Source organism: Streptomyces sp. GB4-14, assembly GCF_022696125.1.
GTDB lineage: Bacteria > Actinomycetota > Actinomycetes > Streptomycetales > Streptomycetaceae > Streptomyces > Streptomyces werraensis.
This window is the reverse complement of the sequence record NZ_RZHO01000002.1, coordinates 4,569,783-4,591,772: the sequence shown is the minus strand read 5'-3', so window position 1 is coordinate 4,591,772 and position 21,990 is coordinate 4,569,783. Positions and strand designations below refer to the sequence as shown.

Genomic DNA, 21,990 nt, shown 5'->3' with positions numbered 1-21,990 from the left:
CTCAGCTTCACACAAGTGGACACAGCCGCGCACAATCCCACACACCTGCTGCCCGGCTCCGGGGGTGACGCCCCCTCGGCCGCACATCCCGGCACCGCTTCGCACACGGCACCACCGACTCGTACCGAGTCACCGACTCAGCTCAACTCGCCCGAGGATCAAGGAAGATCATCATGCGTAACCGCAGAGCCGCATTCGCCGCCACGGCCACCGCCGTCGCCCTCGCCCTCTCCCTGACCGCCTGCGGCCAGAACAGCGAGGGCGGCAGCGAGAACAAGAAGGGGAGCTCCGAGGGAGCGACCATCGGCATCGCGATGCCGACCAAGTCCTCCGAGCGGTGGATCGCCGACGGCAACAACGTCGTCAAGAACCTGGAGGCCAAGGGTTACAAGACGAAGCTGGTGTTCGGCGAGGACGAGCCGGACCAGCAGGTGTCGCAGATCGAGAACATGATCACGCAGGGTGTGGACGCCCTGATCGTGGCGGCCATCGACAACAAGTCGCTGGGCAACGTGCTCCAGCAGGCCGCCGACGCCGACATCCCGGTCATCTCCTACGACCGCCTCATCCTCGGCACCGAGAACGTCGACTACTACGCCTCCTTCGACAACGAGAAGGTCGGCGAGCTGCAGGGCACCTACATCGCCGAGCAGCTGGGCCTGGCGGACGGCAGCGAGAAGGGCCCGTTCAACATCGAGCTGTTCGCGGGCTCCAACGACGACAACAACACCCGCTACTTCTTCCAGGGCGCGATGAACGTGCTGCAGCCCTACATCGACAAGAAGCAGCTCGTCGTCCGCTCCGGCCAGACCGAGCTGACCCAGGTCACCACGCTGCGCTGGGACGGCGCCACCGCTCAGCGGCGCATGGACGACATCCTCACCAAGTCGTACAAGAGCGCCAAGGTCGACGCGGTGCTCTCCCCGTACGACGGCATCTCCATCGGCATCCTGTCCGCGCTGAAGTCGGACGGCTACGGCACCGCGAGCAAGCCGCTGCCCGTCATCACCGGCCAGGACGCCGAGGTCGCCTCGGTGAAGTCGATCATCGCCGGCGAGCAGTCGATGACCGTCTACAAGGACCTCCGGCAGCTCGCGAAGGTGGCCTCCGACATGGTGGACGCCCTGCTCAACGACAAGAAGCCCGAGGTCAACGACACCAAGACGTACGACAACGGCTCGAAGGTGGTGCCGGCGTACCTGCTGGAGCCGGTCGCCGTGAACAAGGACAACTACCGCAAGGCCCTCGTCGACTCCGGCTACTACAAGGAAAGCGACCTCAAGTAACCGCCGGACCAACGGATTGGAAGGCACGACCATGGCGGGACCCGTCCTGGAAATGCGCTCGATCGTCAAGACCTTTCCCGGCGTCAAGGCGCTGTCGGACGTCAACCTGACCGTCCGGCAGGGCGAGGTCCACGCCGTCTGCGGGGAGAACGGCGCCGGCAAGTCGACCCTGATGAAGGTGCTGTCCGGCGTCCATCCGCACGGCACCTACGAGGGGGAGATCCTCTTCGAGGGGGAGGTCTGCCGATTCAAGGACATCCGGGCGAGCGAGCAGCGCGGCATCGTGATCATCCACCAGGAGCTGGCGCTGGTGCCGTTCCTCTCCCTCGCGGAGAACATCTTCCTCGGCAACGAACACGCGAAGCGCGGCTTCATCGACTGGAACGAGACGCTGAGGCACGCCACCGAGGTGCTGCGCCGGGTGGGCCTCGACGACCACCCGGAGACCCGGGTCGCCGACATCGGCGTCGGCAAGCAGCAGCTGGTGGAGATCGCCAAGGCGCTGTCCAAGAAGGTCAAGCTGCTGATCCTCGACGAGCCGACCGCGGCGCTGAACGACGAGGACAGCGGCAAGCTCCTGGACCTGATCCTGGAGCTGAAGAAGCAGGGCATCACCTCGATCGTCATCTCGCACAAGCTCAACGAGATCCGCCGGGTCGCCGACTCGGTGACCATCCTGCGCGACGGGCGGACCATCGAGACGCTCGACGTGAAGGACGCCGGGACCACCGAGGACCGGATCATCAGCGGCATGGTCGGCCGGGACCTGGAGCACCGCTTCCCGGAGCGCACCCCGCACGAGCCGGAGGAGGGCGCCGCGCCCGCCCTGGAGATCCGCGGGTGGACCGTGCACCACCCCATCGACCAGCACCGCAAGGTGGTCGACGACGTGTCGCTGCACGTGCGGCGCGGGGAGATCGTCGGCATCGCCGGGCTGATGGGCGCCGGCCGCACGGAGCTGGCGATGAGCGTCTTCGGGCGCTCCTACGGCCGGTACGCGGACGGCACGGTGCTCAAGGACGGCGAGGAGATCCGTACGAAGACGGTCCCCGAGGCGGTGCGGCACGGCATCGCGTACGTCACCGAGGACCGCAAGCACTACGGGCTCAACCTCATCGACACCATCAACCGGAACATCTCGCTGAGCGCGCTGGGCAAGGTGGCGCGGGCCGGTGTGGTCGACGAGCACGAGGAGCGGAGGGTCGCCGAGTCCTTCCGCACCTCGATGAACATCAAGGCGCCGACCGTGTTCGAGCCGGTGAGCAAGCTGTCGGGCGGCAACCAGCAGAAGGTCGTCCTCAGCAAGTGGATCTTCACGGGCCCGGACGTGCTGATCCTGGACGAGCCCACCCGCGGCATCGACGTGGGCGCCAAGTACGAGATCTACACGGTCATCGACCGGCTGGCCGCCGAGGGCAAGGCGGTCGTCTTCATCTCCTCCGAGCTGCCGGAGCTGCTCGGCATGTGCGACCGCATCTACACCATGGCCGCCGGACGGCTGACCGGGGAGTTCTCGCGGTCCGAGGCCTCGCAGGAATCGCTGATGCGTCAGATGACGAAGGACAAAGAGGTAACCCGATGAGCACGGATGTGACCGCCAAGACGCCGGCCCCGGCGCCGTCCGGCAAGGGCGGCGGTGCCGCGGGCGGCGGACTGTGGGGGCTGGTCCTGGAGGGCATGCGCCGCAACATGCGGCAGTACGGCATGCTGATCGCCCTCGGACTGATCGTGACGCTGTTCGCGGTGTGGACCGACGGCGACCTGCTGCTGCCCCGCAACGTCTCCAACCTGGTGCTGCAGAACAGCCACATCCTGATCCTGGCGATCGGCATGATGCTGGTCATCATCGCGGGCCACATCGACCTGTCGGTGGGATCGCTGACCGCGTTCGTCGGCGCGCTGGCCGCCGTGCTCATGGTCAAGAACGACATGCCGTGGCCCCTGGCCGTGGCGCTGTGCCTGGTCATCGGCGCGGTCTCCGGGGCCGTGCAGGGGTTCCTCATCGCCTACGGCGGCATACCGTCGTTCATCGTCACCCTCGCGGGCATGCTGATCTTCCGCGGACTGACGGAGATCTATCTGGAGGGCCAGACCCTCGGCCCGTTCCCCGAGGGCGAGCAGAAGATCGGCATGGGCTTCCTGCCCGAGGTCGGCCCGGAGACCAACTACCACAACCTCACGCTGCTGCTGGGTCTCGTGCTGATCGCCGCCGTGCTGCTCCAGGAGGTGCGGGACCGCAAGCGGCAGAAGTCGTTCTCGCTGGACGTGCTGCCGCGCAACCTCTTCCTGCTGAAGCTGGTCGCGGTGACCGCGGCCGTCCTCACGGTCACCCTGCTGCTCGCCAGCTACAAGGGCACACCGATCGTGCTGCTGATCCTGGGCGTGCTGGTGGTCGGTTACAGCTACGTGATGCGCAACTCCGTCTTCGGCCGCCACATCTACGCCATCGGCGGCAACCTGCCGGCGGCCAAGCTGTCCGGTGTGAAGGACAAGAAGGTCACCTTCGCCGTCTTCCTCAACATGGGCCTGCTCGCGGCCCTGGCCGGTCTGGTGGTCGCCGCCCGGCTGAACGCGGCCTCGCCGAAGGCGGGCCTCAACTTCGAACTCGAGGCGATCGCCTCGGCGTTCATCGGCGGGGCCTCCATGAGCGGCGGTGTCGGCACCGTGCTCGGCGCCATCATCGGCGGTCTCGTCCTCGGCGTGCTGAACAACGGCATGAACCTCCTCAGCGTCGGCACCGACTGGCAGCAGGTCATCAAGGGCTTCGCCCTGCTGGCCGCGGTCGGCTTCGACGTGTGGAACAAGCGCAAGGTCGGTTCGTAAGTCAGCCCGGGCCCCGCCGCGCGGCGGGGCCCCTTCCCCTCAGGGAGCCGCACTGATGGAACTGAACAGACGCACGGTCATCGCGGGAGCCGCCGCGGCGGGAGCGGCCTCAGTGGCCGGCACGGCCTGGGGCGGGACGGCGCACGCCTCGTCCAGGGGCCGGGGCCGGCCGGTCCGGGAGCTGTTCGGCAGGCTCGCCGACGGCACCCGGGTCGACCGCTGGACGCTGGAGAACGGCGGCACCCGGATGGGGGTCCTCTCCTACGGCGGCATCGTCCACTCGCTGGAGGTCCCCGACCGGCGCGGCCGGTACGCCAACATCTCCCTCGGCCTGCGCACCCTGGAGGAGTACGTCGCCTCCAGCCCGTACTTCGGGGCGCTGATCGGCCGGTACGGCAACCGCATCGGCAAAGGGACCTTCACCCTCGACGGCACCCGGTACCAGCTCTCCGTCAACGACGGCGAGAACAGCCTGCACGGCGGCGCGCAGGGCTTCGACAAGCGGGTCTGGGACGTCGAGCCGTTCACCCGCGGCTCCGACGTGGGCCTGCACCTGTACTACACGTCCGTCGACGGGGAGATGGGCTACCCGGGCACCCTGCGCACCAAGGTGACGTACACCCTCACCCGGCACGGCGACTGGCGCGTCGACTACGAGGCCGTCACCGACCGGCCCACGGTCGTCAACCTCACCAGCCACGTCTACTGGAACCTGGCCGGCGAGGGCAGCGGCAGCATCGTCGACCACGAGCTGTCGATCGCCGCCTCCCGCTACACGCCGGTCGACGCGGGCCTGATCCCCACCGGCGAGCTGGCGAAGGTCGCCGGCACCCCGTTCGACTTCCGGCGCGCCAAGCCGGTCGGCCGGGACATCCGCACCGCCCACCAGCAACTGCTGTACGGGCAGGGCTTCGACCACAACTGGGTGCTGGACAAGGGCATCACCGCGCGCCCGGAGCACGCGGCGACCCTGCGCGACCCGGCCTCGGGGCGCACCCTGCGCATCGCGACGAACGAGCCGGGCCTGCAGTTCTACTCCGGCAACTTCCTCGACGGCACCCTCGTCGGCAGCGGCGGCCGGGTGTACCGGCAGGGCGACGGGCTGTGCCTGGAGACCCAGCACTTCCCGGACTCCCCCAACCGGCCGTCGTTCCCCTCGACCGTGCTGCGGCCCGGGGAGACGTACCGGACGACGACCGTGCACAGCTTCGGGACGTGAGCCGCGCGCCGGTGTGAGCGCTCCGGTGCGGACGTCAGGGTGTGAGCGGTTCCGGTGTGAGAACGATCACGAGGCGTCCTCACATTTTCCTCACACGTGCTGAACGGCGCCCCGCTCCGCTCCGTACTCCTGGGTGGCCCGTGCTCCCCCGCGCGGGCCACCCAGGCATGACGGGCCCGTCACGTCCCCGGCGGGCCCGCCGCACACGGAGGTTCCCTTGGCCGACAACGTCACCTCGTTGTTCCGCAGCACGGCGGCGCACAGCCCGTCGATGGCGGCGCTTTCGCGGGAGAGCGACGGGGCCGGTCCGGTGGACTTCTGCATTCCCTGCAATCCGTACTTCCCCACCCCCGCCATGTTCGAGGAGATGGCGTCCCGGCTGCGCGACATCATCACGTACTACCCGAGCAGCGCGGACACCATCACCGCCGAGCTGTGCAGCCTCCTCCAACTGCCGCCGCAGTGCGTGGCGATGGGCAACGGCTCGACGGAACTCATCACCTGGATCGACCATCTGCTGGTGCGCGAGTCGCTCGCCGTGCCCGTGCCGACGTTCGGCCGCTGGACCGACCAGCCGATGGAGACAGGCAAGCGGGTCGACATGTTCCCGCTCCAGGAGTCCAGCGGCTTCGCCCTGGACCTCGCGCAGTACGCCGAGTTCATCCGCGCCCGCGGCACCCGGGTCGCCGTCATCTGCAACCCGAACAACCCCGACGGCGGCTTCCTGCACAAGCACGCGGTCGTGCAGTTCATGGACGCCATGGCCGACCTGGACCTCGTGGTGATCGACGAGTCGTTCCTGGAGTTCGCCGACGCCGAGAACGAGCCGAGCGTGGTGCAGGAGGCGATGCTGCGCCCCAACGTCATCGTGCTGCGCAGCCTCGGCAAGAACTTCGGCCTGCACGGCATCCGCTTCGGCTATCTGGTCGCCAACCCGGCGCTGGCCGGGCGGGTGCGCTCCATGCTCCCCAAGTGGAACCTCAACTCCTTCGCCGAGCACGTGGTGTTCATGCTGAAGGAGCACGGCGCCGAGTACGCGCAGAGCCTGCACCAGGTGCGCCGCGACCGGATGGACATGTCCGGTCAGCTCTCCTCGCTGCCCGGCCTCACGGTCTACCCCTCGCAGGGCAACTTCCTCTTCGTGCGCCTGCCCGTCGGCGCCGAGGGGACGGTGGTGCGCGACCGGCTGCTCACCGAGCACCGGATCCTGGTGCGTGAGTGCGGCAACAAGATCGGCTCGTCCAGCCGCTTCCTGCGTCTCGTGGTGCGCCCCCAGGTCGACGTCCGTCGCCTGGTGACCGGCCTGGAACAGGTGCTCTACGGGACGTCCAGGAGGGGAGCCGCCGTGCCCGAGCAGGCCACAGGGACCGGCTACAGCTCGGGCACGGCGGCGGTGGACCGTCTGGTGAGCCAGACCAACGGGGCCGGGACGCGCGGCCTCGCACAGGCCGCCGGCGCCGGCATGCCGCTCCCCGCCGCCGTACCCGCCCCCGCGGTGGGCCCGGGCGGCGGGATGCCGGTGCCGGCCGCGGCGGGGGTGCCGCAGCCGGAACCCCGGCCCGTGCCGCAGGAGGCGCCCCGGCCGCAGCCCGCCCCCCAGCCCGTGCCCCAGCCGGTTCCCGTGCCGCAGCCGCAGCCCGTGCCGCAGCAGTTCCCGCAGCCGGCGGCGTACCCGGAGCCGGCCCCGCAGCCCGCCCCGGCCGCGCCGCCCCTCGCCCCGGCGGCCGCGTTCGCGGCGCCCGCGCCGGCGCCCGCGCAGGTCCCGCCGGCCACCGGGCCCACCCCGCCCGGCGTCCCGGCGCGCGGCGGGCTGACGGCCGCCCAGGTACGGGGCACGGACGGGCTGTCCATGGCCCCGGCGACGGGCTGGCCGGGGGCGCAGAGCTGGCCGGACGCGGCGGGGATGGGCCAGGCGGCGGGCTGAGGCACCCGGCCCGGTACCGGCGTCCACTTCCCTCACTGCCCTGCCGAGGTCTCCGTCGGGGTCGGGCAGGGTGCTCCGGTGCCGGACGGTGAGGCCGTGGTGTCGGGCTCGGGGACGGTCGGCTGCGGGGAGCAGGTGACCGAGGTGGTCGGGTCCGGTGAGGGCTCGGCGGTCCCGGTCGGGGACTCGACGGGCGGTTCCGTGGGCTCCTGGCTCGTCGGGGGGTCCGTCGGTGTGGGGGTCGGGGACGTGCTGGGACCGGGTGACGGCGATGTGGGGTCGGGGGTGTCCGGGGCGGACGGGGAAGGACGCGGGGACGGTCCGGTCCCGCTGGAAGGGCTGGGCTGCGGTCCGATGACGACGCCTCCGCCACGGCCCCCGCTGCCGTCGTCGACCGGTTCGGTCGCCGGGGTGCCGCCGCCCGCGCCGGGGCTGCGGGGGACGACGCCCTCGCCGTCGGGCACGGCGTGGACCCCGTCGCTGTAGAACGCCAGCCAGTACCGGACCAGACGCAGGTAGGAGCGGGAGTGGTTGTAGCTCAGCACCGCCCGGTCCAGGTCCGCCGGGCGGCGCAGGTCCCGGTCGCCGGCGCACAGGTAGTGGCCGGCCGCCAGCGCCGCGTCGAAGATGTTGTTCGGGTCGGCGCGGCCGTCGCCGTTGCCGTCCGTGCCCCAGCGGGCCCAGGTGGACGGCAGGAACTGCATCGGGCCCACCGCGCGGTCGTAGACGGTGTCGCCGTCGTGGGCGCCCCCGTCCGTGTCCCGGATCAACGCGAAACCCCGTCCGTCGAGGGGCGGCCCGGTGATGCGGCCGAGCGTCGTGCCGTTCTCGTCGACCGCGCCGCCGCGGGCCTGCCCGGACTCGACCTTGCCGATGGCGGCGGGCAGTTCCCAGGGCAGCCGGCAGCCGGGGTCCGTCCTGGCGACCGAGGACTCGGCGGCACGGTAGGCGCGCAGCACGGTGGCCGGGATGCCCGACTCGGCGCGGACCTGCCGATGCAGCACGGGTGAGGCGGACGCGGCCGTCGCGGTGCGCAAGGGCGGGAGTTCGGTGTGGTATGAGCCGTCACCCGGCGGGAAGAGCTCCGCGTACGGGTCGCCCGTGGACGCCGGCCGCCCGCCGTCACCCGCCGGTTCGGCCCGGGCCTTCGTGGCGTCCCTGACGAGGGCGGGCCCCTGCGAAGCGGTCAGGGCCGTCATGGCCGCCACGGCGAGCACACTCGCCCGCAGCCCCCTGCGGGCCCGGCCGGAGTACCGGCGTCGGGATCGTCGTACGGACATGGGCGTCACTCCTGTCGGATCCGGGTGCGGTGCGGCGCCCCTGCGGGGGGCGTGCGGGGTGGTGCAGGGCCCCTACGGGGGCCGACGAGCAGGTGCCGGGTCGTGCTACGCCCCTGCCGGGGCACGTGCGGGGCGCCGGATGGCGCAGTAGCTCTGCGGGGCCGACACGCGGGGTGCCGGGTGGTGCGGGCGCCGGGGGCGCGTGGTGCGGTCGGGCGCATGGCCCGCACGTGCCGAGTCCCTGACGGTGCGGGTGTGCCGGTGGCACCGGGGAGGTGCGGCGCCCGAGGTGCGTGGCGGCGTCCCGCCGCGCCCGGCCGCCGCGCCCCTGCGGCTACGTGCGGCCGAAGGTGTCCAGGGCCGAGATGAGCCAGCGGCCGTCGCGGTGGACGGTGTCCACCGCGAGCATCGCGGCCGCGTACACGCCGTCGTCCTGCTCGGCGCCCGCCGTCCGTGCGGTGGTGGCGACGCTGCTCTGGTCGGCGTAGACGAGGACCCGCGCCCGGTCGCCGTCGATCCGTTCGACCGCGGTCTCGGTGACCGCCGTGGTGATCACCGCCTTCCGCGCGTCGGCCCGCTCGCGGACGGCGGCGAACAACTCCCGGTGCTGGGCGACGGCCTTCCCCGTCAGAAGATCCTTCGCGGCCCGGTCGAAGGCCGCGGGATCCGCGTGGTCGTAGGAGAACAGCCGGTCGACGGCCTCGGCCACCTGCCCCTTGATCTCGCTGGTGCGGGCGACGTCGGTCAACGCGGTGTTGGTCCGCGCGGGTTCGGCGCGCAGCGCCTCGGCCTCCGCGTGGGCCCACCCCGCGAAGGCTCCGAGGAGCACGGTCAGCGCGCAGAGTGCCGCCAGGCCCCAGGGACGGCGGGACCGGGCGGGGCCGTTCTCCTCGTCCCGGTGCGACGAGGGCGGCGCCTTCACGGCGGTGCGGACGGCCGCGCCGCGCGTGCCGGGGCGGGCCTCCACGGCCTGCGGGCGGGCCGCGCGGGCCTGGCGGAGCCGCTGGCGGTTGATGTGGTGACGGGTCGTCGACATGGTGGTTGTCCTCCTCGCTGCGGCCGGCCGGTGCGGTACGGGCCGGTCAGCCGGCCGGTGCGCCGCCGACGGGCGCCTGGCCGAGAGCGCTCAGCTTCCACCGGCCGTCGGTCCGGGTGAGCTCGCCGAGCATGCGGCTGTCCTTGTCGGTCCGGGTCCCGTCGGCCGCCCGGACGGTGACGCGCAGGGCGACCAGCACCCGGGCGCGCCCGGCACGGTCGTCGAGTTCGGTGACGGCTCCGGACAGCACCCGGGCCGTGCTGACCGTCCTCGCCTCCTTCACCTGGTCGGCGAAGCCGTCCCGGCCGGAGGTGAGCTGCTCGTGCAGCTCCCCCGTCGTCGACGCTTCCCAGAGGTCCAGTCCCCGGTCCAGGTCACGGTGGTCGAGGGTGTTGAGGTTCTGCACGGCCTGCTCGCCCGCGGCGAGCGCCCGGTCCCGCTGCGCGGCGTAGGCGGCGCGGTCGTCGTGGGCGGCGCCGTACCAGTCCTGGCCGGCCCACGCGGCGAAACCGCCGGCGACGAGGGCGAGAGCGAGAGCCGGCGCGTACGGGGTCCGGAGGCGGCGCGGGACACGGCGGCGGGCCGGTCGTTCCATCAGGTGCTCCTGTCTCCCGCGCGTGTCAGCGGGTTTCGATGTCGACGATCCGCCACCGGTCGTCCTCGAGCCGTGCCGTGACCGTGAGCTGCGCCGCCGCCGTGGTCGCCGCGTCCTCGCCCCGGCGGGAGGTCTGGTCGAGGAAGACCAGCAGGCGGGCCCGGTCGCCGTCGAGTTCCACCACGCCGGTGCGGACGGCGCGGGTGCTCAGGGTGACGCGCTGCGCGGTGAGGTCCTGGCGGACGCGGTCGAAGAGGGTGGCGTACTGGCGGGCGGCCTTCCCGTCGAGGGCGGTGCGTGCGGAGCGCTCGGCGGCGGCGGTGCCGTCGGGTGTGTAGGAGAAGATCCGGGCGAGGGCGTCGCCGACGTCCCCGGCTACCCGGCTGGTGGCCTCGGTGTCGGTGAGCGCCCTGTTGCGGGCGGACCCGTCCGACCGCAGCTGGTGGGCCGCGTGGAGGAAGCCGCAGCCGCCGAGGAGCAGGACCGCGACGGCTCCCGCCGCGACGGCACGCCTCAGCCGCGGTCCCGGGGAACGGCCGCTTTCCCGGCGGCTGTTCTCGGAGCCGCCGCCGAGGTCGCGCCCCTCCTGCGAGCTCTTCGTCCCTGCGTCCTCCCCGGCGGGATCCTGTTCCGTACCGGCCTCGCGGGGCGGCCACGTCCGTGTCATCGGGTCCCCTCCTGCCTGGCCGCCTGGACCGGGACGGCGCTCAGCGCCTTCACCTTCCAGACGTCCTCGCCCGTGCGGGCCAGGACCGCCTCCAGGCGCTTGCGGTCGACGGCCGGCTTTCCCGCCCCGGCCGGGACGGTCTCGACGCGGACCGTGGCGATGAGCTTCGCCGTGCCGGAGCGGGTGTCGAGCGCCGTGACGGCGGCCTCGGTGACCGTGCCGCGCGCCGAGGCGCCCGCCCGGGCCTCGGTGGCGCCGAGCTCCTCGCGCAGCGGCCCGGTGGAGACGCGGCGCCAGTCCCGGACGCTCCCCTCGGCGCGCTGCCGCGTGGAGGCGTCGATCGTGGTGAGCGCGGCGAGGGCCCGGCGCCCGTCGGCGAGCGCGGCGTCCCGTTCCCTGCCGTACGCGAGACCGTCGTCGGCGCGCGCCTGGGCGTACGTCCAGGCGCTCGTGCCGCAGAAGCCGAGGGCCAGCGCGAGCCCCGTCCCGGCGATGATCCGGGCCCGCCTCATCGGGTGCCTCCCGGGGCGGGCGCGAGGACGTGCGTCAGGTCGCGCGGCGCCTCGCCGCTCTGTCCGGGCAGGGCGAGCGCGCCGGGCGGCGCCGCGCTGCCGGACTGCCGCGCCGCGCCGCTGCCGGAGGGCAGGGAGCCGGGGCGGGCCGGTTCGGGCACCGCGCCGCCCTTGGGGGCGTTGGCCGAGCCGCGCACGTTCTTGCCCGTCGACGGCGGGGCGGTGCAGCCCGCGCCGGTGTTCAGGGGCGGGGCGGTGCCGAGGTCGAGGCCGTTGCGGTAGCGCGTGGCGCCGTACCCGGCGGTGCAGGGCAGGGGGTCGAAGAAGGTGACGGCCATGCCGATGTTCAGCTTCCCTCCGTCGACGGCGGTGGAGCCGGCGGAGACGACCGCCGGGTAGGTCACGAGCAGTTCCTCGATGCCCCGCTGCCGGGTGACGGCCACCTCGGCGGTGGTGAGCAGGTTGGCGAGCACGACACCGAGGCTCGGGTCGAGGTCCCGCAGCACGCCGCTGACCTGGGTGGCGGCCTCGGGGGTGACCGTGAGGAGACGGCGCAGGTCGGCGTCGGACCCCTTGAGGGCGCGGGCCAGTTCCTCCGCTCCCCGGGCGAAGCCGCGGATGGCCGCGCCCTCCTGCGCCTGGGTGCGCAGCACGGTCTCGCCGTCCTCGATGAGCAGGACGGTGGACGGCAGGGCGCGGTCGGCGGCCTCGACGAAGTCGCTGCCGCTGTCGAGCAGCACCTGGAGGTCGTCGCCGTGTCCCTCGAAGGCCTCCCCCAGCTCGTCGACGACCGTACGCAGATCGTCCTGCGGCACCGACCGCACCAGGTCGTCCACACGGGAGAGGACGTCGGTGACGGGGGCGGGCACCTGGGTGTCGGCCTGGTCGATGCGGGCGCCGTCCGTCAGGTAGGGGGAGCCGTCGCTCTCGGGCCGCAGGTCGATGTACTGCTCGCCCACGGCGGAGAGCGCGGCGACCACGGCCTTGGTGTCGGCGGGGATGCGGGGCGCCGACTTCTTGATCCGCAGCTCGGCGACGACCCCGTCGTCGGTCAGTCGCAGGGGGCCGACGCGGCCCACCGAGACGCCTCGGTAGGTGACGTCGGCATGGGTGAACAGGCCGCCCGTGCGCGGCAGTCGCACGTCGACGGTGTAGTGGTCGGCGACGCCGACGTGCCGGCCGAGGTCGGCGTAGCGGATCCCGAGGTAGGACAGGGCGAGCACGGCGACGAGGAGGAAGGCGAGGTTCTTCAGCCGTACGGCGAGGGTGATCACGAGCCGTCACCCGCCTCCGGTGACGCCGGTGCGGTGGTCGCGGGCGCGGAGGGCAGCGGGAGCGGGTCGTCGATCGGCGGGATCACCTGGGTCCCGGGGACGGCGACGACGCCGAGGTAGGCGTTGAGGTAGTCGCCCTTCACGCCGTTCAGCACCTCGTCGGTGAACGGGTAGGTCACCAGCACCTGAAGCGCGTCGGGCAGGTCCGCGCCGGCGTCGGCGAGCTCCTTCAGCGTCGGCGCGACGGCTCTGAGGTCGGCGATCATGTCGTCCTTGCTCGCGTCGACGGTGGACACGGCGACACCGGAGAGCGTGTCGAGGGAGCGCAGCATGGTGAGCAGGGAGCCGCGCTGCCGCTCCAGCGTCTTCAGTCCGGGCGAGAGGCCGGTGAGGACGGTTCCGACGTCGTCCTTACGGTGGGCGAGGGTGGAGGAGAGCCGGTTGACGGCGTCGAGCGCGTCGGTGATGTCCCCCCGGTGGTCGTCGAGTTCGGTCACCAGGGTGTTGACCCGCCGGAGCATGGAGCGGACCTCTGGCTCCCGGCCGCCGAGCGCCGCGTTCAGTTCCCGGGTGATGGTGCGGAGCTGGTTGACGCCACCGCCGTTGAGCAGCAGGGACAGCGCGCCGAACACCTCCTCCACCTCGGTGCTGCGGCTGGTGCGGGACAGCGGGATGACGCCGCCGTCGGCGAGCCGGCCGTTCCCGCCGCCGGGCGGCGCGGCGAGCTGCACGTACTTCTCGCCCAGCAGGCTGGACTGTCCCAGGCGCGCGGTGGCGTCGGCGGGCAGCCGTACGTCGCCGTTGATCTGCATGGTGACGCGGGCCGTCCAGTCGTCGCCGAGTTCGATGCGGCTGATCCGGCCGACGGCGACGTCGTTGACCCGGACCGCGGAGTGCGGGACGAGACTGAGGACGTCGTCGAGTTCGGCGGTGACGGTGTAGGGGCGGTCACCGAGGTCGGCGCCGCCGGGCAGCGGCAGGTCCTCGACGCCGTCGAAGCCGCGGGGCAGGACGGTGACACCGCCCACGGCGAGGGTGAAGCCGAGGCCGAGGGCGAGCAGTCCGCCCGCGGTGAGGCCGGCCACCCGGCCGGTGGTGAGGGCGCCGCGTCCGAGCGCCGAGGCGGCCCGTTCGCCGAGCCGTGTGCCGCGCCTCATCTCTCCCCCTTCCGCTCGGTCGCGGGTCCGTCGCCGCTGACGGCGGCTCCGGTGGCGGGCAACGGCAGGAGCGGGCCTCCCATGCTGATCTCGTTGAGGTTCGCGCGGCCGTCGAGGGTGCGGGTGTCGGGGCTGTAGGCGTTCACGACGTTGCCGGCGGCCAGCGGCGCCACGTCCAGCGCCTCGGCCAGCGAGGCCCGTTGCTCGACGAGGGTGCGGGTGACGGGGACGAGCCGGTCGACGTTCTTCTTCAGCTCGCCCCGGTTGTCCTCGATGAAGGTCTTCACCTGGCCGAGTGCCTTGCCGAGTTCCTCGAGCGCGCCGGTGAGGTCGTCCTTGTTGTCGGCGAAGAAGCCGACGACCTCGTCGAGGCGTTCCTGCGCGGTGCGCACGTCGGTGTCCTTGTCCTTGAGCATGGTGGTGAAGGTCTGGAGGCTGCGGAGCGTGCGGAACAGGTCGCCGCTGCTGCCGTCCAGGGTCCTGGCCGCCTTGCCGAACTCCTCGACGCCGTCGCCGATGGCCTTGCCGTTGCCGTCGAGGTTGGCGGCGCCGGTCCGCAGCAGTCCGGACAGGGCGCCCTCGGCGTTGGCGCCGTCCGGGCCGAGCGCGTCGGCGAGTTCGGTGATCGAGTCGTAGATCTGGTCGATCTCGACCGGGACGCGGTTGCGGGAGGCGGGCAGGACGGCGCCGTCGGCGAGGGCGGGGCCGGTGCTGTGGGCGGGGGTGAGCTGCACGTAGCGGTCGGCGACGACGCTGGGGGCGACGACGACGGCCCGCGCGTTCTCGGGAACCTTGATCCCCTCGTCGAGGCGCAGGTCCACGCGGACGGTGGTGCCCTGCGGCCGCACCGACTCCACCTCGCCGGCCCGTACGCCGAGGATGCGCAGGTCGGATCCGGCGTGGACGCCGACGACGCGGTCGAAGTAGGCGGTGATGCGCAGCCCTTCGGGGCGGAGGGCCGAGGCGGCGGCGAGGCCGCCGGCGGCCAGCACCACCAGGGCGAGCAGTCCGCCGATGATCTTTCTGCGTCGGGTCATCGCTCACCGCTCCCCGCGGCCGCCGTCCGCTGCTGGGGCGGCAGGCATCCGGTCTCGGGCCGGGACGTCTCCGGCAGGTAGTCGCGGGGCACGACGCCGCACAGGTAGCTGTCGAACCAGCGCCCGTTGCCGAGGGTGTTGCCGACCAGCCGGTAGTACGGGCCGACCAGGGCGAGCGTCCTGCCCAGCTGGTCGTTGTTCTTCTCCAGGACGCCGGTCACCCGGCCGAGGGCCTTGAGGGTGGGGCCGAGCTGTTTCTCGTTGTCCTTCACCAGGCCGCGCAGTTCGGCGCCGAGGTCTCGGCTGCCCTTGAGGAGGGCGCTGATGGCGGCCCGCCGCTTCCTGAGTTCGCCGAGCAGGGAGCCGCCGTCCTCGATGAGGGTCTCGAAGCTGGACTTCTTGTTCTCCAGCGTCTTGCTGAAGCGGGCGCTGCCCTGGAGGAGGCGGGAGAGTTCCGCGTCGCGTCCGGAGACGGAGCGGGACAGGTCGGACAGGCCGGTGGCGGCCTTGCTCACGTGGGGCGGTGAGTCCTCGAAGGTGTCGGAGATGGTTCTGAAGCTCTCCGCGAGCCGGCGGGTGTCGATGGCGTCGACGGTGCCGCTGAGGTCCTGGAAGGCCTGGGTGACGTCGTAGGGGGAGGTGGTGCGGGACGAAGGGATGCGGCTGGCGGGGTCCTGCGGCCGGGAGCCGAGCGGGTCGACGGCCAGGTACTTGTCGCCGAGGACGGTCTTGACGGCGATGGCGGCGGTGCTGCGGTCGCCGATCCAGGCGTCCTCGACCTCGAAGGACACCTTCACCCTGGCGCCGTCCAGCGTGACGCCGGTGACCTGGCCGACCTTGACGCCGGCGATGCGCACCTCGTCGCCCTCGTCGAGGCCCGCCGCCTCGGTGAAGTCGGCGCTGTAGCCGGTGCCGCCGGTGAAGGGGAGCCGGTCCGCGCCGTAGGCGAGGCCGCCGAGCAGGGTGAGGGCGAGCAGACCGGCGACGCCGACGGCGACGGGGTCGCGGTCCTTGACCGGTTTCATGCGCGGGCGTCTCATCCGCGGCACCTCGATTCGGTGACGGCGATGCCGGTCGGGGGTTCGGAACCGTCGGAGGTGGTCACGCCGCTCACCCGTGCCTCGCAGAGGTAGAGGTTGAACCACGATCCGTAGGAGGACAGCCGGGCCAGGGCGGTCATCTTGGCGGGGGTGCGCTCGAGGAAGTTCTCGATCTGCGGGGTGTGGTCGCCGAGGTTGCGGGAGAGGCGGCCCAGTTCGCGGATGTCCCGCTTCAGGGGCGCGCGCCCGTCGTCGAGGAGGTCGGCGGTCACGGTGGTCAGGTCGCCCATGGCCGCGACGGCCCGGCCGAGGGGTTCGCGGTCCTCGTCGAAGCCCGAGACGAGTGCGCGCAGGGTGACGACGAGGTCGTCGAAGCTGTCCTCGCGGTCGTTGAGGGTGTCCAGGACGGTGGTGAGGTTCCTGACGACCGCGCCGATCACCTTGTCCTTGGCGGCGACGGTGGTGCTGAGCGAGCCGATGCGGCGGATCAGGCTGTCGACGGTGGCGCCCTCGCCCTGGAGGACCTGCACGATCGATCCGGCGAGTTCGTTGACGTCCTTCGGGGAGAGTCCTTCGAACAGCGGCTTGAAGCCGTTGAAGAGGAGGGTCAGGTCGAGCGCGGGAGTGGTGCGGTCCAGCGGCACGGTGGCGCCCTCCTCCAGCGTGCCGCCGAGCTCGCCGCTGCCCCGCCCGAGGGAGACGTAGCGCTGGCCGACCATGTTGAGGTACTTCACCGCGGCGGTGGTCGAGCGGGGCAGCCTGCGGTCCTCGCGGACGGTGAACGTGACCTGGGCGAGGCGTCGTTGGACGACGCGTACGTCGGTCACCTCGCCGACCGTGACGCCGGACACGCGCACGCTGTCCCCCTCCCGGAGCCCGGTGACGTCGGTGAAGAGGGCCTTGTAGACACGGCCGCCGCCCGCGCCGGAGCCGGCGACACCGAGGCCGAGCAGGGTGGTGGCGACGGCGGTGACCACCACGAAGACGAGGGACTTCAGCAGGGGGCCGGTCAGCGGGCGGCGCCGGGTGTGCCCGGTGTCGGCGCCGGTCATCCGAGGGTCACCTCCGTCCCGCGGTAGACGGGGCCGACGAGGAGGGTGCTCCAGTTGGGCAGGTCGCCGGGGGCCGCGCCGGCGGCGGGCGCGAGCAGCTCGTTGACGAGGTCGTTCTCCGCCGGGGAGTTGACGGGCCCGAGGTCCTCGGCCGCCGCGGCGGACGCGGACCGCGCGGCGGGCCGGGGCAGCGCGCCGACATAGGGCACGGAGGGGCAGCGCGGCCCGCCGCCGGAGTCGTACACCGGGGTGTCGCGGCCGGGGCGGTAGGCGCCGCGCGCGGCGACGGAGGTGACGTCGACGTGGATGCCGGGCCGGCCGGTGCCCTTGCCGAGCGCCCGGTCCATGGCCGGGACGAACTCGGCGAGGGTGCGCAGGGTGCACGGGAAGGAGGAGGAGTACTCGGCGAGCAGTTCGAGGGTGGGCCGGCCGGTGGCGGCGAGGCGGATGAGGTTGCCGCGGTTCTCGCGCAGGAAGTCCGTCATGTCCTCGGCCGTCCGGGTCGTGGTGCCTAGGGTGGTGGCGAGTTCGGCCTCCTTCCCGGCGAGGGTGCCGCTGGTGGTGGTGAAGTCGGTGAGCGCCGTGAGGATGTCGGGCGCGGCGTCCGCGTAGACATGGCTGACCTTCACGAGTTCCCTGAGGTCGCGGTTGAGGGCGGGCAGGTGCGGGTTGAACGCGGCCAGGTGCCGTTCCAGCCGGCCGAGCGTCCGGCCGAGCTGGTCGCCGCGTCCTTCCAGGGCCTGGGAGACGGCGGACAGGGTCGCGGCGAGCTTCTGCGGCTGGACGGCGGTGAGCATCGGCAGGACGTCGTCGAGCACCTGCTGGAGTTCGACGGCGTTGGCGGAGCGGTCCTGGGGGATGACGGCTCCGGCTGCCAGCGGCTCGGGCGAGGGGTTCTCGGGCGGTACGAGGGCCACGAACCGCTCGCCGAACAGCGTGGTCGGCAGCATCTGGGCGCGGACGTCGGAGGGGACGGCGTCCAGCGTGCCGGGTTTCATGGCGAGGGTGAGGCGGGCGCCGTCGCCCGTGGCGTCGACGGCGCGGACCTCGCCGACGACGACGCCGCGCAGTTTCACCTCGGCGCCCGGGTGCATCTGGTTGCCGACGCTGCCGGTCTCGACGACCACCGGGTCGGACGCGGTGAACTTCTTGTCGTGGACGGCGACGGCCAGCCAGATCAGCAGGGCGGGCGCCAGCACGAACACCACTCCGGCGAGCCGGCGGCGCAGCGTGTGTCCTCGGGCTTCCCAGGGTCCGCTCATCTCACCCCGCCACCTTCACGGTCGTGGTCGCGCCCCACAGGGCGAGCGACAGGAAGAAGTCGGTGACGCTGATCAGGACGATGGCGTTGCGCACGGACCGTCCGACGGCGACGCCGACGCCGGCGGGGCCGCCCGAGGCGCGGAACCCGTAGTAGCAGTGGGCGAGGATCACCATCACGCTGAAGATCAGGACTTTCAGCACGGAGAGCAGCACGTCCGTCGGGGAGAGGAAGAGGTTGAAGTAGTGGTCGTACGTGCCGCGTGACTGGCCGTTGAACAGGACGGTCACGGAGCGGGACGCGACGTAGGAGGAGAGCAGCCCGATCGCGTAGAGCGGGACGATGGCGACGACGCCGGCGATGATGCGGGTGGTGACCAGGTACGGCATGGAGCGGATGCCCATGCCCTCCAGGGCGTCGACCTCCTCGTTGATGCGCATGGCGCCGAGCTGGGCGGTGAAGCCCGCGCCGACGGTCGCGGAGAGGGCGAGGCCGGCCACCAGGGGGGCGATCTCCCGGGTGTTGAAGTAGGCGGAGACGAATCCGGTGAACGCGGCCGTGCCGATCTGGTCGAGGGCCGCGTGGCCCTGGAGTCCGACGACGGTGCCGGTGAAGAGCGTCATCGCGATCATCACGCCGACGGTGCCGCCGACGACGCCGAGGCCGCCGGAGCCGAAGGCCACCTCGGCCAGCAGGCGCTGCACCTCCTTGAGGTACCGGCGCAGCGTCCGCGGGATCCACAGCAGGGCCCGCAGGTAGAACAGCAGGTGGTCGCCGGAGCGGTCGAGCAGGGCGAGCGGGGAGGCCATCGGACCTCAGCCTCCCTTCGGCGGGACGATCCGGAGGTAGACGGCCGTCATCACCATGTTGACGAAGAAGAGCAGGAGGAAGGTGATGACGACGGACTGGTTGACGGCGTCGCCGACGCCCTTGGGGCCGCCGCGCGGGTTGAGGCCCCGGTAGGCGGCGACGATGCCGGCGATGAACCCGAAGACCAGCGCCTTCAGTTCGCTGACGTACAGGTCGGGGAGCTGGGCGAGGGCGGAGAAGCTGGAGAGGTAGGCGCCGGGGGTGCCGCCCTGCATGACGACGTTGAAGAAGTAGCCGCCGAGGATGCCGACGACGGAGACCAGGCCGTTGAGCAGGACCGCGACGCCCATGGCGGCCAGGACCCGGGGCACGACCAGCCGCTGCACCGGGGAGACGCCCATGACCTCCATGGCGTCGAGCTCCTCGCGGATGGTGCGGGAGCCGAGGTCGGCGCAGATGGCGGAACCGCCGGCGCCGGCGATCAGCAGGGCGACGATGAGCGGGCTCGCCTGCTGGACGACGGCGAGGACGCTGGCGCCGCCGGTGAAGGACTGGGCGCCCAGCTGCTGGGTGAGGGAGCCGACCTGGAGGGCGATGACGGCGCCGAAGGGGATCGAGACGAGGGCGGCGGGCAGGATCGTCACGCTCGCGACGAACCAGAACTGCTCGGTGAACTCGCGGAACTGGAAGGGTCTTCGGAAGACGGCGCGACCGACCTCGGCGGCGAGCGCGAAGAGCCGGCCGGTCTCGCGCAGCGCACCGGTGATCATGCGCCGCTCCCGGCGGCGGGCGCCGTGACGGTGGCCGCCGCCGCGTCCCGCGCGTAGGTCTCCCGGATGGCGGAGCGCGCGGCCGGCGGCAAAGTGTCGATCATGCTCATGACACGCTCGCGCCGTCGTGCGACGGCGCGGCGAGGCGGAAGACCGGGGGACGGCTCCAGCTGCGGCACGATCACCCGGGGCGCGGCGGGCGTCGCCCGGTCCGCCTCTGCGGCGAGGGTGGCCGCGTCCTTCTCCTCGGACATCCCGATGGGCCCCTCGCGCCGGCCGCCGAGGAACTGGGAGACGACCGGCTCGTCGCTGGTGAGCAGCACCTCGCGCGGACCGAAGGTGACCAGCTCACGCCGGAAGAGCATCCCCATGTTGTCGGGCACGGTGGCGGCGATGTCGAGGTTGTGGGTGACGATCAGCATCGTCGCGTCGATCTGCGCGTTCAGGTCGATCAGCAGCTGCGAGAGGTAGGCGGTGCGGACCGGGTCGAGCCCGGAGTCCGGCTCGTCGCACAGGATGATCTGCGGGTCGAGGACGAGCGCGCGGGCCAGCCCGGCCCGCTTGCGCATGCCTCCGCTGATCTCGCCCGGGAGCTTCCCCTCCGCCCCCAGCAGGCCGACGACCTCGATCCGCTCCATGACGATGCGGCGGATCTCGGACTCCTTCTTGCGGGTGTGCTCCCGCAGCGGGAAGGCGATGTTGTCGAAAAGGGACAGGGACCCGAAAAGCGCTCCGTCCTGGAACATGAGACCGAACAGCTTACGGGTCTCGTAAATGTCTTTCTCGGGACTGTTCACCATGTCCACCCCGTCGATGAGGACACGGCCCTTTTCGGGTTTGAGGAGCCCGATGAGCGACTTCAGGAAAACGGTTTTCCCGGTACCGGAAGGCCCCAGCATCACACTGACTTCTCCGGCCGGAAGGGTGAGTGACACGTCCCGCCAGATGTTCTGCCTGCCGAAGGACTTGGTCAGCCCTTCGACGACCACTTCGATTCCCATACCACCTCCAGCGGACGTCCGTGACACACCCCGCGGGCGCGTCTCGCCCGCCGCGACTTGTCACCACGCAGACAACACACCGGCCCGGCGCCTGTCCCGGGGGACGGGGCGGGATCTCGGGCCGCCGGGGGGCGGGGCAGCGCGAGATCCCACCGACGAACGCCCCGGCCCGGCGGGAGGGTGAGGCCGGTGACACGTCCGTCGTGACTCCGTCCGCCGAGGGCCGGCGGCAGGGAGCCGAGCACCGCACCGGCACGTTACGGCCGAGTAACCTCAACGGGCAACACCGCATGCCGAGTTTTCCGGGAGACCGGCCCACGCCCCGCGGAACCTGTCAGCGGGAGCACAAGAACGCCCCTGGAAACTGTCCGCCGGTGAGCATCCCGGCTGCCGCGCGCGCCTGCCGGGAAGCGCCTCGCCGACACCGGCCGAACCCGCATTCATTGACAACGCGTGATGAGTACGGCCGAGAATTCCCTCACTCAGGGAACAGCTTGTTCCCTTTCCCGGAAGAATCATGGAACGCCGCATTGTTCGGCCGCGTTTACCGCCAGTAACGTCATGGCACGTCCCATCCGGCCGACCCTCGAGGAGATACCCGGACATGACGCATCACCTGAAGAAAACAGCCGTCGCGGCGTGTGCGGCCGCGGCCGCTCTGGCTCTCACCGCCGGCACCGCCTCGGCGGCGCCCTCCACGGTGTGGACCGTCAGCCCGTCACCGGCCTCGTTCACCGCGGTGAACGCCGGCAACATCGTGCTGACCGCCACCATCCCGATGACCTGCACGGCCTCGAACGCGGGCGGGACGATGGCGAGCACCACCGGCAACCCGGCGAACGTCGCCGCCATCAGCACCATGAACTTCGGCACCTCCGGTGCTCCGTGCACCAGCGTCCTGGGCAACGTCACCACCGTGGCCGTCACCCCCTGGAACGTCGTCGCGGTGGACTACAACTCCGCGACCGGCGTCACCACGGGCTACATCGGCAACGTCAAGGCCAACGTGAGCGCCGGCGTCTGCAAGTTCACGGTGACGGGCAAGGCCTCGGCCACCTACACCAACAGCACCGGCGTCCTCGCGGTCAACAGCGTCGCCGGTGAACTGGCGGTCAGCAACCCCGTCAACTGCGGCGCGATCGTCACGACCAGCACCAAGCCCACCTTCAAGGGGAACTACGCCGTCAAGGTGGCCGGCACGAGCACCGTCCCGACCATCGTCGGCTCCAACCCGTAGGCCGCACGC

The 21,990-nt window shown here is 72.0% G+C and carries 20 protein-coding genes; 6 read left to right on the top strand and 14 right to left on the bottom strand.

The features are described from left to right. Positions 1-173: 173 nt before the first annotated feature. From chvE to ELQ39_RS22210, 5 genes are all read left to right on the top strand, one after another. Positions 174-1,286, top strand: a complete 1,113-nt coding sequence (gene chvE / locus ELQ39_RS22230) for a multiple monosaccharide ABC transporter substrate-binding protein (RefSeq protein WP_225627601.1) — start codon at positions 174-176, stop codon at positions 1,284-1,286. Between the two features lie 31 nt (positions 1,287-1,317). Next, positions 1,318-2,868 carry a multiple monosaccharide ABC transporter ATP-binding protein gene (gene mmsA / locus ELQ39_RS22225; protein WP_190000471.1) on the top strand — a complete coding sequence of 517 codons (1,551 nt, stop codon included), beginning with the start codon at positions 1,318-1,320 and terminating at the stop codon, positions 2,866-2,868. Beyond that, positions 2,865-4,109, top strand: a complete 1,245-nt coding sequence (gene mmsB, locus ELQ39_RS22220; protein ID WP_190000472.1) for a multiple monosaccharide ABC transporter permease — start codon at positions 2,865-2,867, stop codon at positions 4,107-4,109. Before mmsA ends, mmsB begins: the two co-directional genes overlap by 4 nt. 55 nt (positions 4,110-4,164) lie before the next feature. Continuing rightward, a complete protein-coding gene (locus ELQ39_RS22215) occupies positions 4,165-5,328 on the top strand; it encodes an aldose epimerase family protein (RefSeq protein ID WP_190000473.1) in 1,164 nt (387 codons plus the stop codon). Between the two features lie 217 nt (positions 5,329-5,545). Continuing rightward, positions 5,546-7,252 (top strand): pyridoxal phosphate-dependent aminotransferase, encoded by a 1,707-nt coding sequence (locus tag ELQ39_RS22210; RefSeq protein WP_242593600.1) that lies wholly within the window; start codon positions 5,546-5,548, stop codon positions 7,250-7,252. Positions 7,253-7,284: 32 nt separating this feature from the next. Here the strand turns inward: ELQ39_RS22210 and ELQ39_RS22205 are convergent, their stop codons facing one another. The 14 genes from ELQ39_RS22205 to ELQ39_RS22140 all read right to left on the bottom strand — a co-directional run bounded on the left by ELQ39_RS22205 (position 7,285) and on the right by ELQ39_RS22140 (position 20,744). Beyond that, complete coding sequence (locus ELQ39_RS22205) at positions 7,285-8,532, bottom strand: lytic transglycosylase domain-containing protein (protein ID WP_242593598.1); 1,248 nt, start codon at positions 8,530-8,532, stop codon at positions 7,285-7,287. Between the two features lie 334 nt (positions 8,533-8,866). Continuing rightward, positions 8,867-9,568 (bottom strand): hypothetical protein, encoded by a 702-nt coding sequence (locus ELQ39_RS22200; protein ID WP_242593597.1) that lies wholly within the window; start codon positions 9,566-9,568, stop codon positions 8,867-8,869. Between the two features lie 46 nt (positions 9,569-9,614). Beyond that, a complete protein-coding gene (locus ELQ39_RS22195; protein ID WP_190000477.1) occupies positions 9,615-10,163 on the bottom strand; it encodes a nuclear transport factor 2 family protein in 549 nt (182 codons plus the stop codon). Positions 10,164-10,188: 25 nt separating this feature from the next. Next, positions 10,189-10,830 carry a hypothetical protein gene (locus ELQ39_RS22190; RefSeq protein WP_242593595.1) on the bottom strand — a complete coding sequence of 214 codons (642 nt, stop codon included), beginning with the start codon at positions 10,828-10,830 and terminating at the stop codon, positions 10,189-10,191. Further along, complete coding sequence (locus ELQ39_RS22185) at positions 10,827-11,342, bottom strand: hypothetical protein (protein ID WP_242593593.1); 516 nt, start codon at positions 11,340-11,342, stop codon at positions 10,827-10,829. Before ELQ39_RS22185 ends, ELQ39_RS22190 begins: the two co-directional genes overlap by 4 nt. Beyond that, positions 11,339-12,616 carry an MCE family protein gene (locus tag ELQ39_RS22180; protein WP_225644554.1) on the bottom strand — a complete coding sequence of 426 codons (1,278 nt, stop codon included), beginning with the start codon at positions 12,614-12,616 and terminating at the stop codon, positions 11,339-11,341. Before ELQ39_RS22180 ends, ELQ39_RS22185 begins: the two co-directional genes overlap by 4 nt. Further along, positions 12,613-13,773, bottom strand: a complete 1,161-nt coding sequence (locus ELQ39_RS22175; protein WP_242593591.1) for an MCE family protein — start codon at positions 13,771-13,773, stop codon at positions 12,613-12,615. The genes ELQ39_RS22180 and ELQ39_RS22175 overlap by 4 nt, the downstream gene beginning before the upstream one ends. Continuing rightward, positions 13,770-14,810, bottom strand: coding sequence for an MCE family protein (locus ELQ39_RS22170; protein WP_242593589.1), 1,041 nt, complete (start codon positions 14,808-14,810; stop codon positions 13,770-13,772). Before ELQ39_RS22170 ends, ELQ39_RS22175 begins: the two co-directional genes overlap by 4 nt. After that, positions 14,807-15,850, bottom strand: coding sequence for an MCE family protein (locus ELQ39_RS22165; protein WP_190000482.1), 1,044 nt, complete (start codon positions 15,848-15,850; stop codon positions 14,807-14,809). The genes ELQ39_RS22170 and ELQ39_RS22165 overlap by 4 nt, the downstream gene beginning before the upstream one ends. Then, complete coding sequence (locus ELQ39_RS22160; RefSeq protein ID WP_190000483.1) at positions 15,847-16,902, bottom strand: MCE family protein; 1,056 nt, start codon at positions 16,900-16,902, stop codon at positions 15,847-15,849. The genes ELQ39_RS22165 and ELQ39_RS22160 overlap by 4 nt, the downstream gene beginning before the upstream one ends. Next, complete coding sequence (locus tag ELQ39_RS22155; protein ID WP_242593587.1) at positions 16,899-18,164, bottom strand: MCE family protein; 1,266 nt, start codon at positions 18,162-18,164, stop codon at positions 16,899-16,901. The genes ELQ39_RS22160 and ELQ39_RS22155 overlap by 4 nt, the downstream gene beginning before the upstream one ends. A gap of 1 nt (position 18,165) precedes the next feature. Beyond that, the gene (locus ELQ39_RS22150) at positions 18,166-18,972 is read right to left on the bottom strand and encodes an MlaE family ABC transporter permease (protein ID WP_122217158.1); all 807 of its coding nucleotides are present in this window, start codon (positions 18,970-18,972) and stop codon (positions 18,166-18,168) included. A gap of 6 nt (positions 18,973-18,978) precedes the next feature. Then, the gene (locus tag ELQ39_RS22145; protein ID WP_190000485.1) at positions 18,979-19,743 is read right to left on the bottom strand and encodes an MlaE family ABC transporter permease; all 765 of its coding nucleotides are present in this window, start codon (positions 19,741-19,743) and stop codon (positions 18,979-18,981) included. After that, positions 19,740-20,744: an ABC transporter ATP-binding protein gene (locus ELQ39_RS22140; protein WP_242593585.1), complete on the bottom strand. Its 1,005-nt coding sequence runs from the start codon at positions 20,742-20,744 to the stop codon at positions 19,740-19,742. Before ELQ39_RS22140 ends, ELQ39_RS22145 begins: the two co-directional genes overlap by 4 nt. A 604-nt stretch (positions 20,745-21,348) precedes the next feature. On the opposite strand from ELQ39_RS22140, the gene ELQ39_RS22135 reads away from it, so the two are divergent. After that, positions 21,349-21,981: a hypothetical protein gene (locus tag ELQ39_RS22135; protein WP_242593583.1), complete on the top strand. Its 633-nt coding sequence runs from the start codon at positions 21,349-21,351 to the stop codon at positions 21,979-21,981. Positions 21,982-21,990: the final 9 nt, after the last annotated feature.

Coding starts and splice junctions, on each gene's coding strand:
- ELQ39_RS22155 (WP_242593587.1), bottom strand. CDS start 18,164: ATGAGCGGACCCTGGGAAGCCCGAGGACACACGCTGCGCCGCCGGCTC.
- ELQ39_RS22170 (WP_242593589.1), bottom strand. CDS start 14,810: ATGACCCGACGCAGAAAGATCATCGGCGGACTGCTCGCCCTGGTGGTG.
- ELQ39_RS22175 (WP_242593591.1), bottom strand. CDS start 13,773: ATGAGGCGCGGCACACGGCTCGGCGAACGGGCCGCCTCGGCGCTCGGA.
- chvE (WP_225627601.1), top strand. CDS start 174: ATGCGTAACCGCAGAGCCGCATTCGCCGCCACGGCCACCGCCGTCGCC.
- ELQ39_RS22195 (WP_190000477.1), bottom strand. CDS start 10,163: ATGGAACGACCGGCCCGCCGCCGTGTCCCGCGCCGCCTCCGGACCCCG.
- ELQ39_RS22185 (WP_242593593.1), bottom strand. CDS start 11,342: ATGAGGCGGGCCCGGATCATCGCCGGGACGGGGCTCGCGCTGGCCCTC.
- ELQ39_RS22205 (WP_242593598.1), bottom strand. CDS start 8,532: ATGTCCGTACGACGATCCCGACGCCGGTACTCCGGCCGGGCCCGCAGG.
- ELQ39_RS22200 (WP_242593597.1), bottom strand. CDS start 9,568: ATGTCGACGACCCGTCACCACATCAACCGCCAGCGGCTCCGCCAGGCC.
- ELQ39_RS22190 (WP_242593595.1), bottom strand. CDS start 10,830: ATGACACGGACGTGGCCGCCCCGCGAGGCCGGTACGGAACAGGATCCC.
- ELQ39_RS22150 (WP_122217158.1), bottom strand. CDS start 18,972: ATGGCCTCCCCGCTCGCCCTGCTCGACCGCTCCGGCGACCACCTGCTG.
- ELQ39_RS22215 (WP_190000473.1), top strand. CDS start 4,165: ATGGAACTGAACAGACGCACGGTCATCGCGGGAGCCGCCGCGGCGGGA.
- ELQ39_RS22160 (WP_190000483.1), bottom strand. CDS start 16,902: ATGACCGGCGCCGACACCGGGCACACCCGGCGCCGCCCGCTGACCGGC.
- ELQ39_RS22165 (WP_190000482.1), bottom strand. CDS start 15,850: ATGAGACGCCCGCGCATGAAACCGGTCAAGGACCGCGACCCCGTCGCC.
- ELQ39_RS22145 (WP_190000485.1), bottom strand. CDS start 19,743: ATGATCACCGGTGCGCTGCGCGAGACCGGCCGGCTCTTCGCGCTCGCC.
- ELQ39_RS22135 (WP_242593583.1), top strand. CDS start 21,349: ATGACGCATCACCTGAAGAAAACAGCCGTCGCGGCGTGTGCGGCCGCG.
- mmsA (WP_190000471.1), top strand. CDS start 1,318: ATGGCGGGACCCGTCCTGGAAATGCGCTCGATCGTCAAGACCTTTCCC.
- ELQ39_RS22140 (WP_242593585.1), bottom strand. CDS start 20,744: ATGGGAATCGAAGTGGTCGTCGAAGGGCTGACCAAGTCCTTCGGCAGG.
- mmsB (WP_190000472.1), top strand. CDS start 2,865: ATGAGCACGGATGTGACCGCCAAGACGCCGGCCCCGGCGCCGTCCGGC.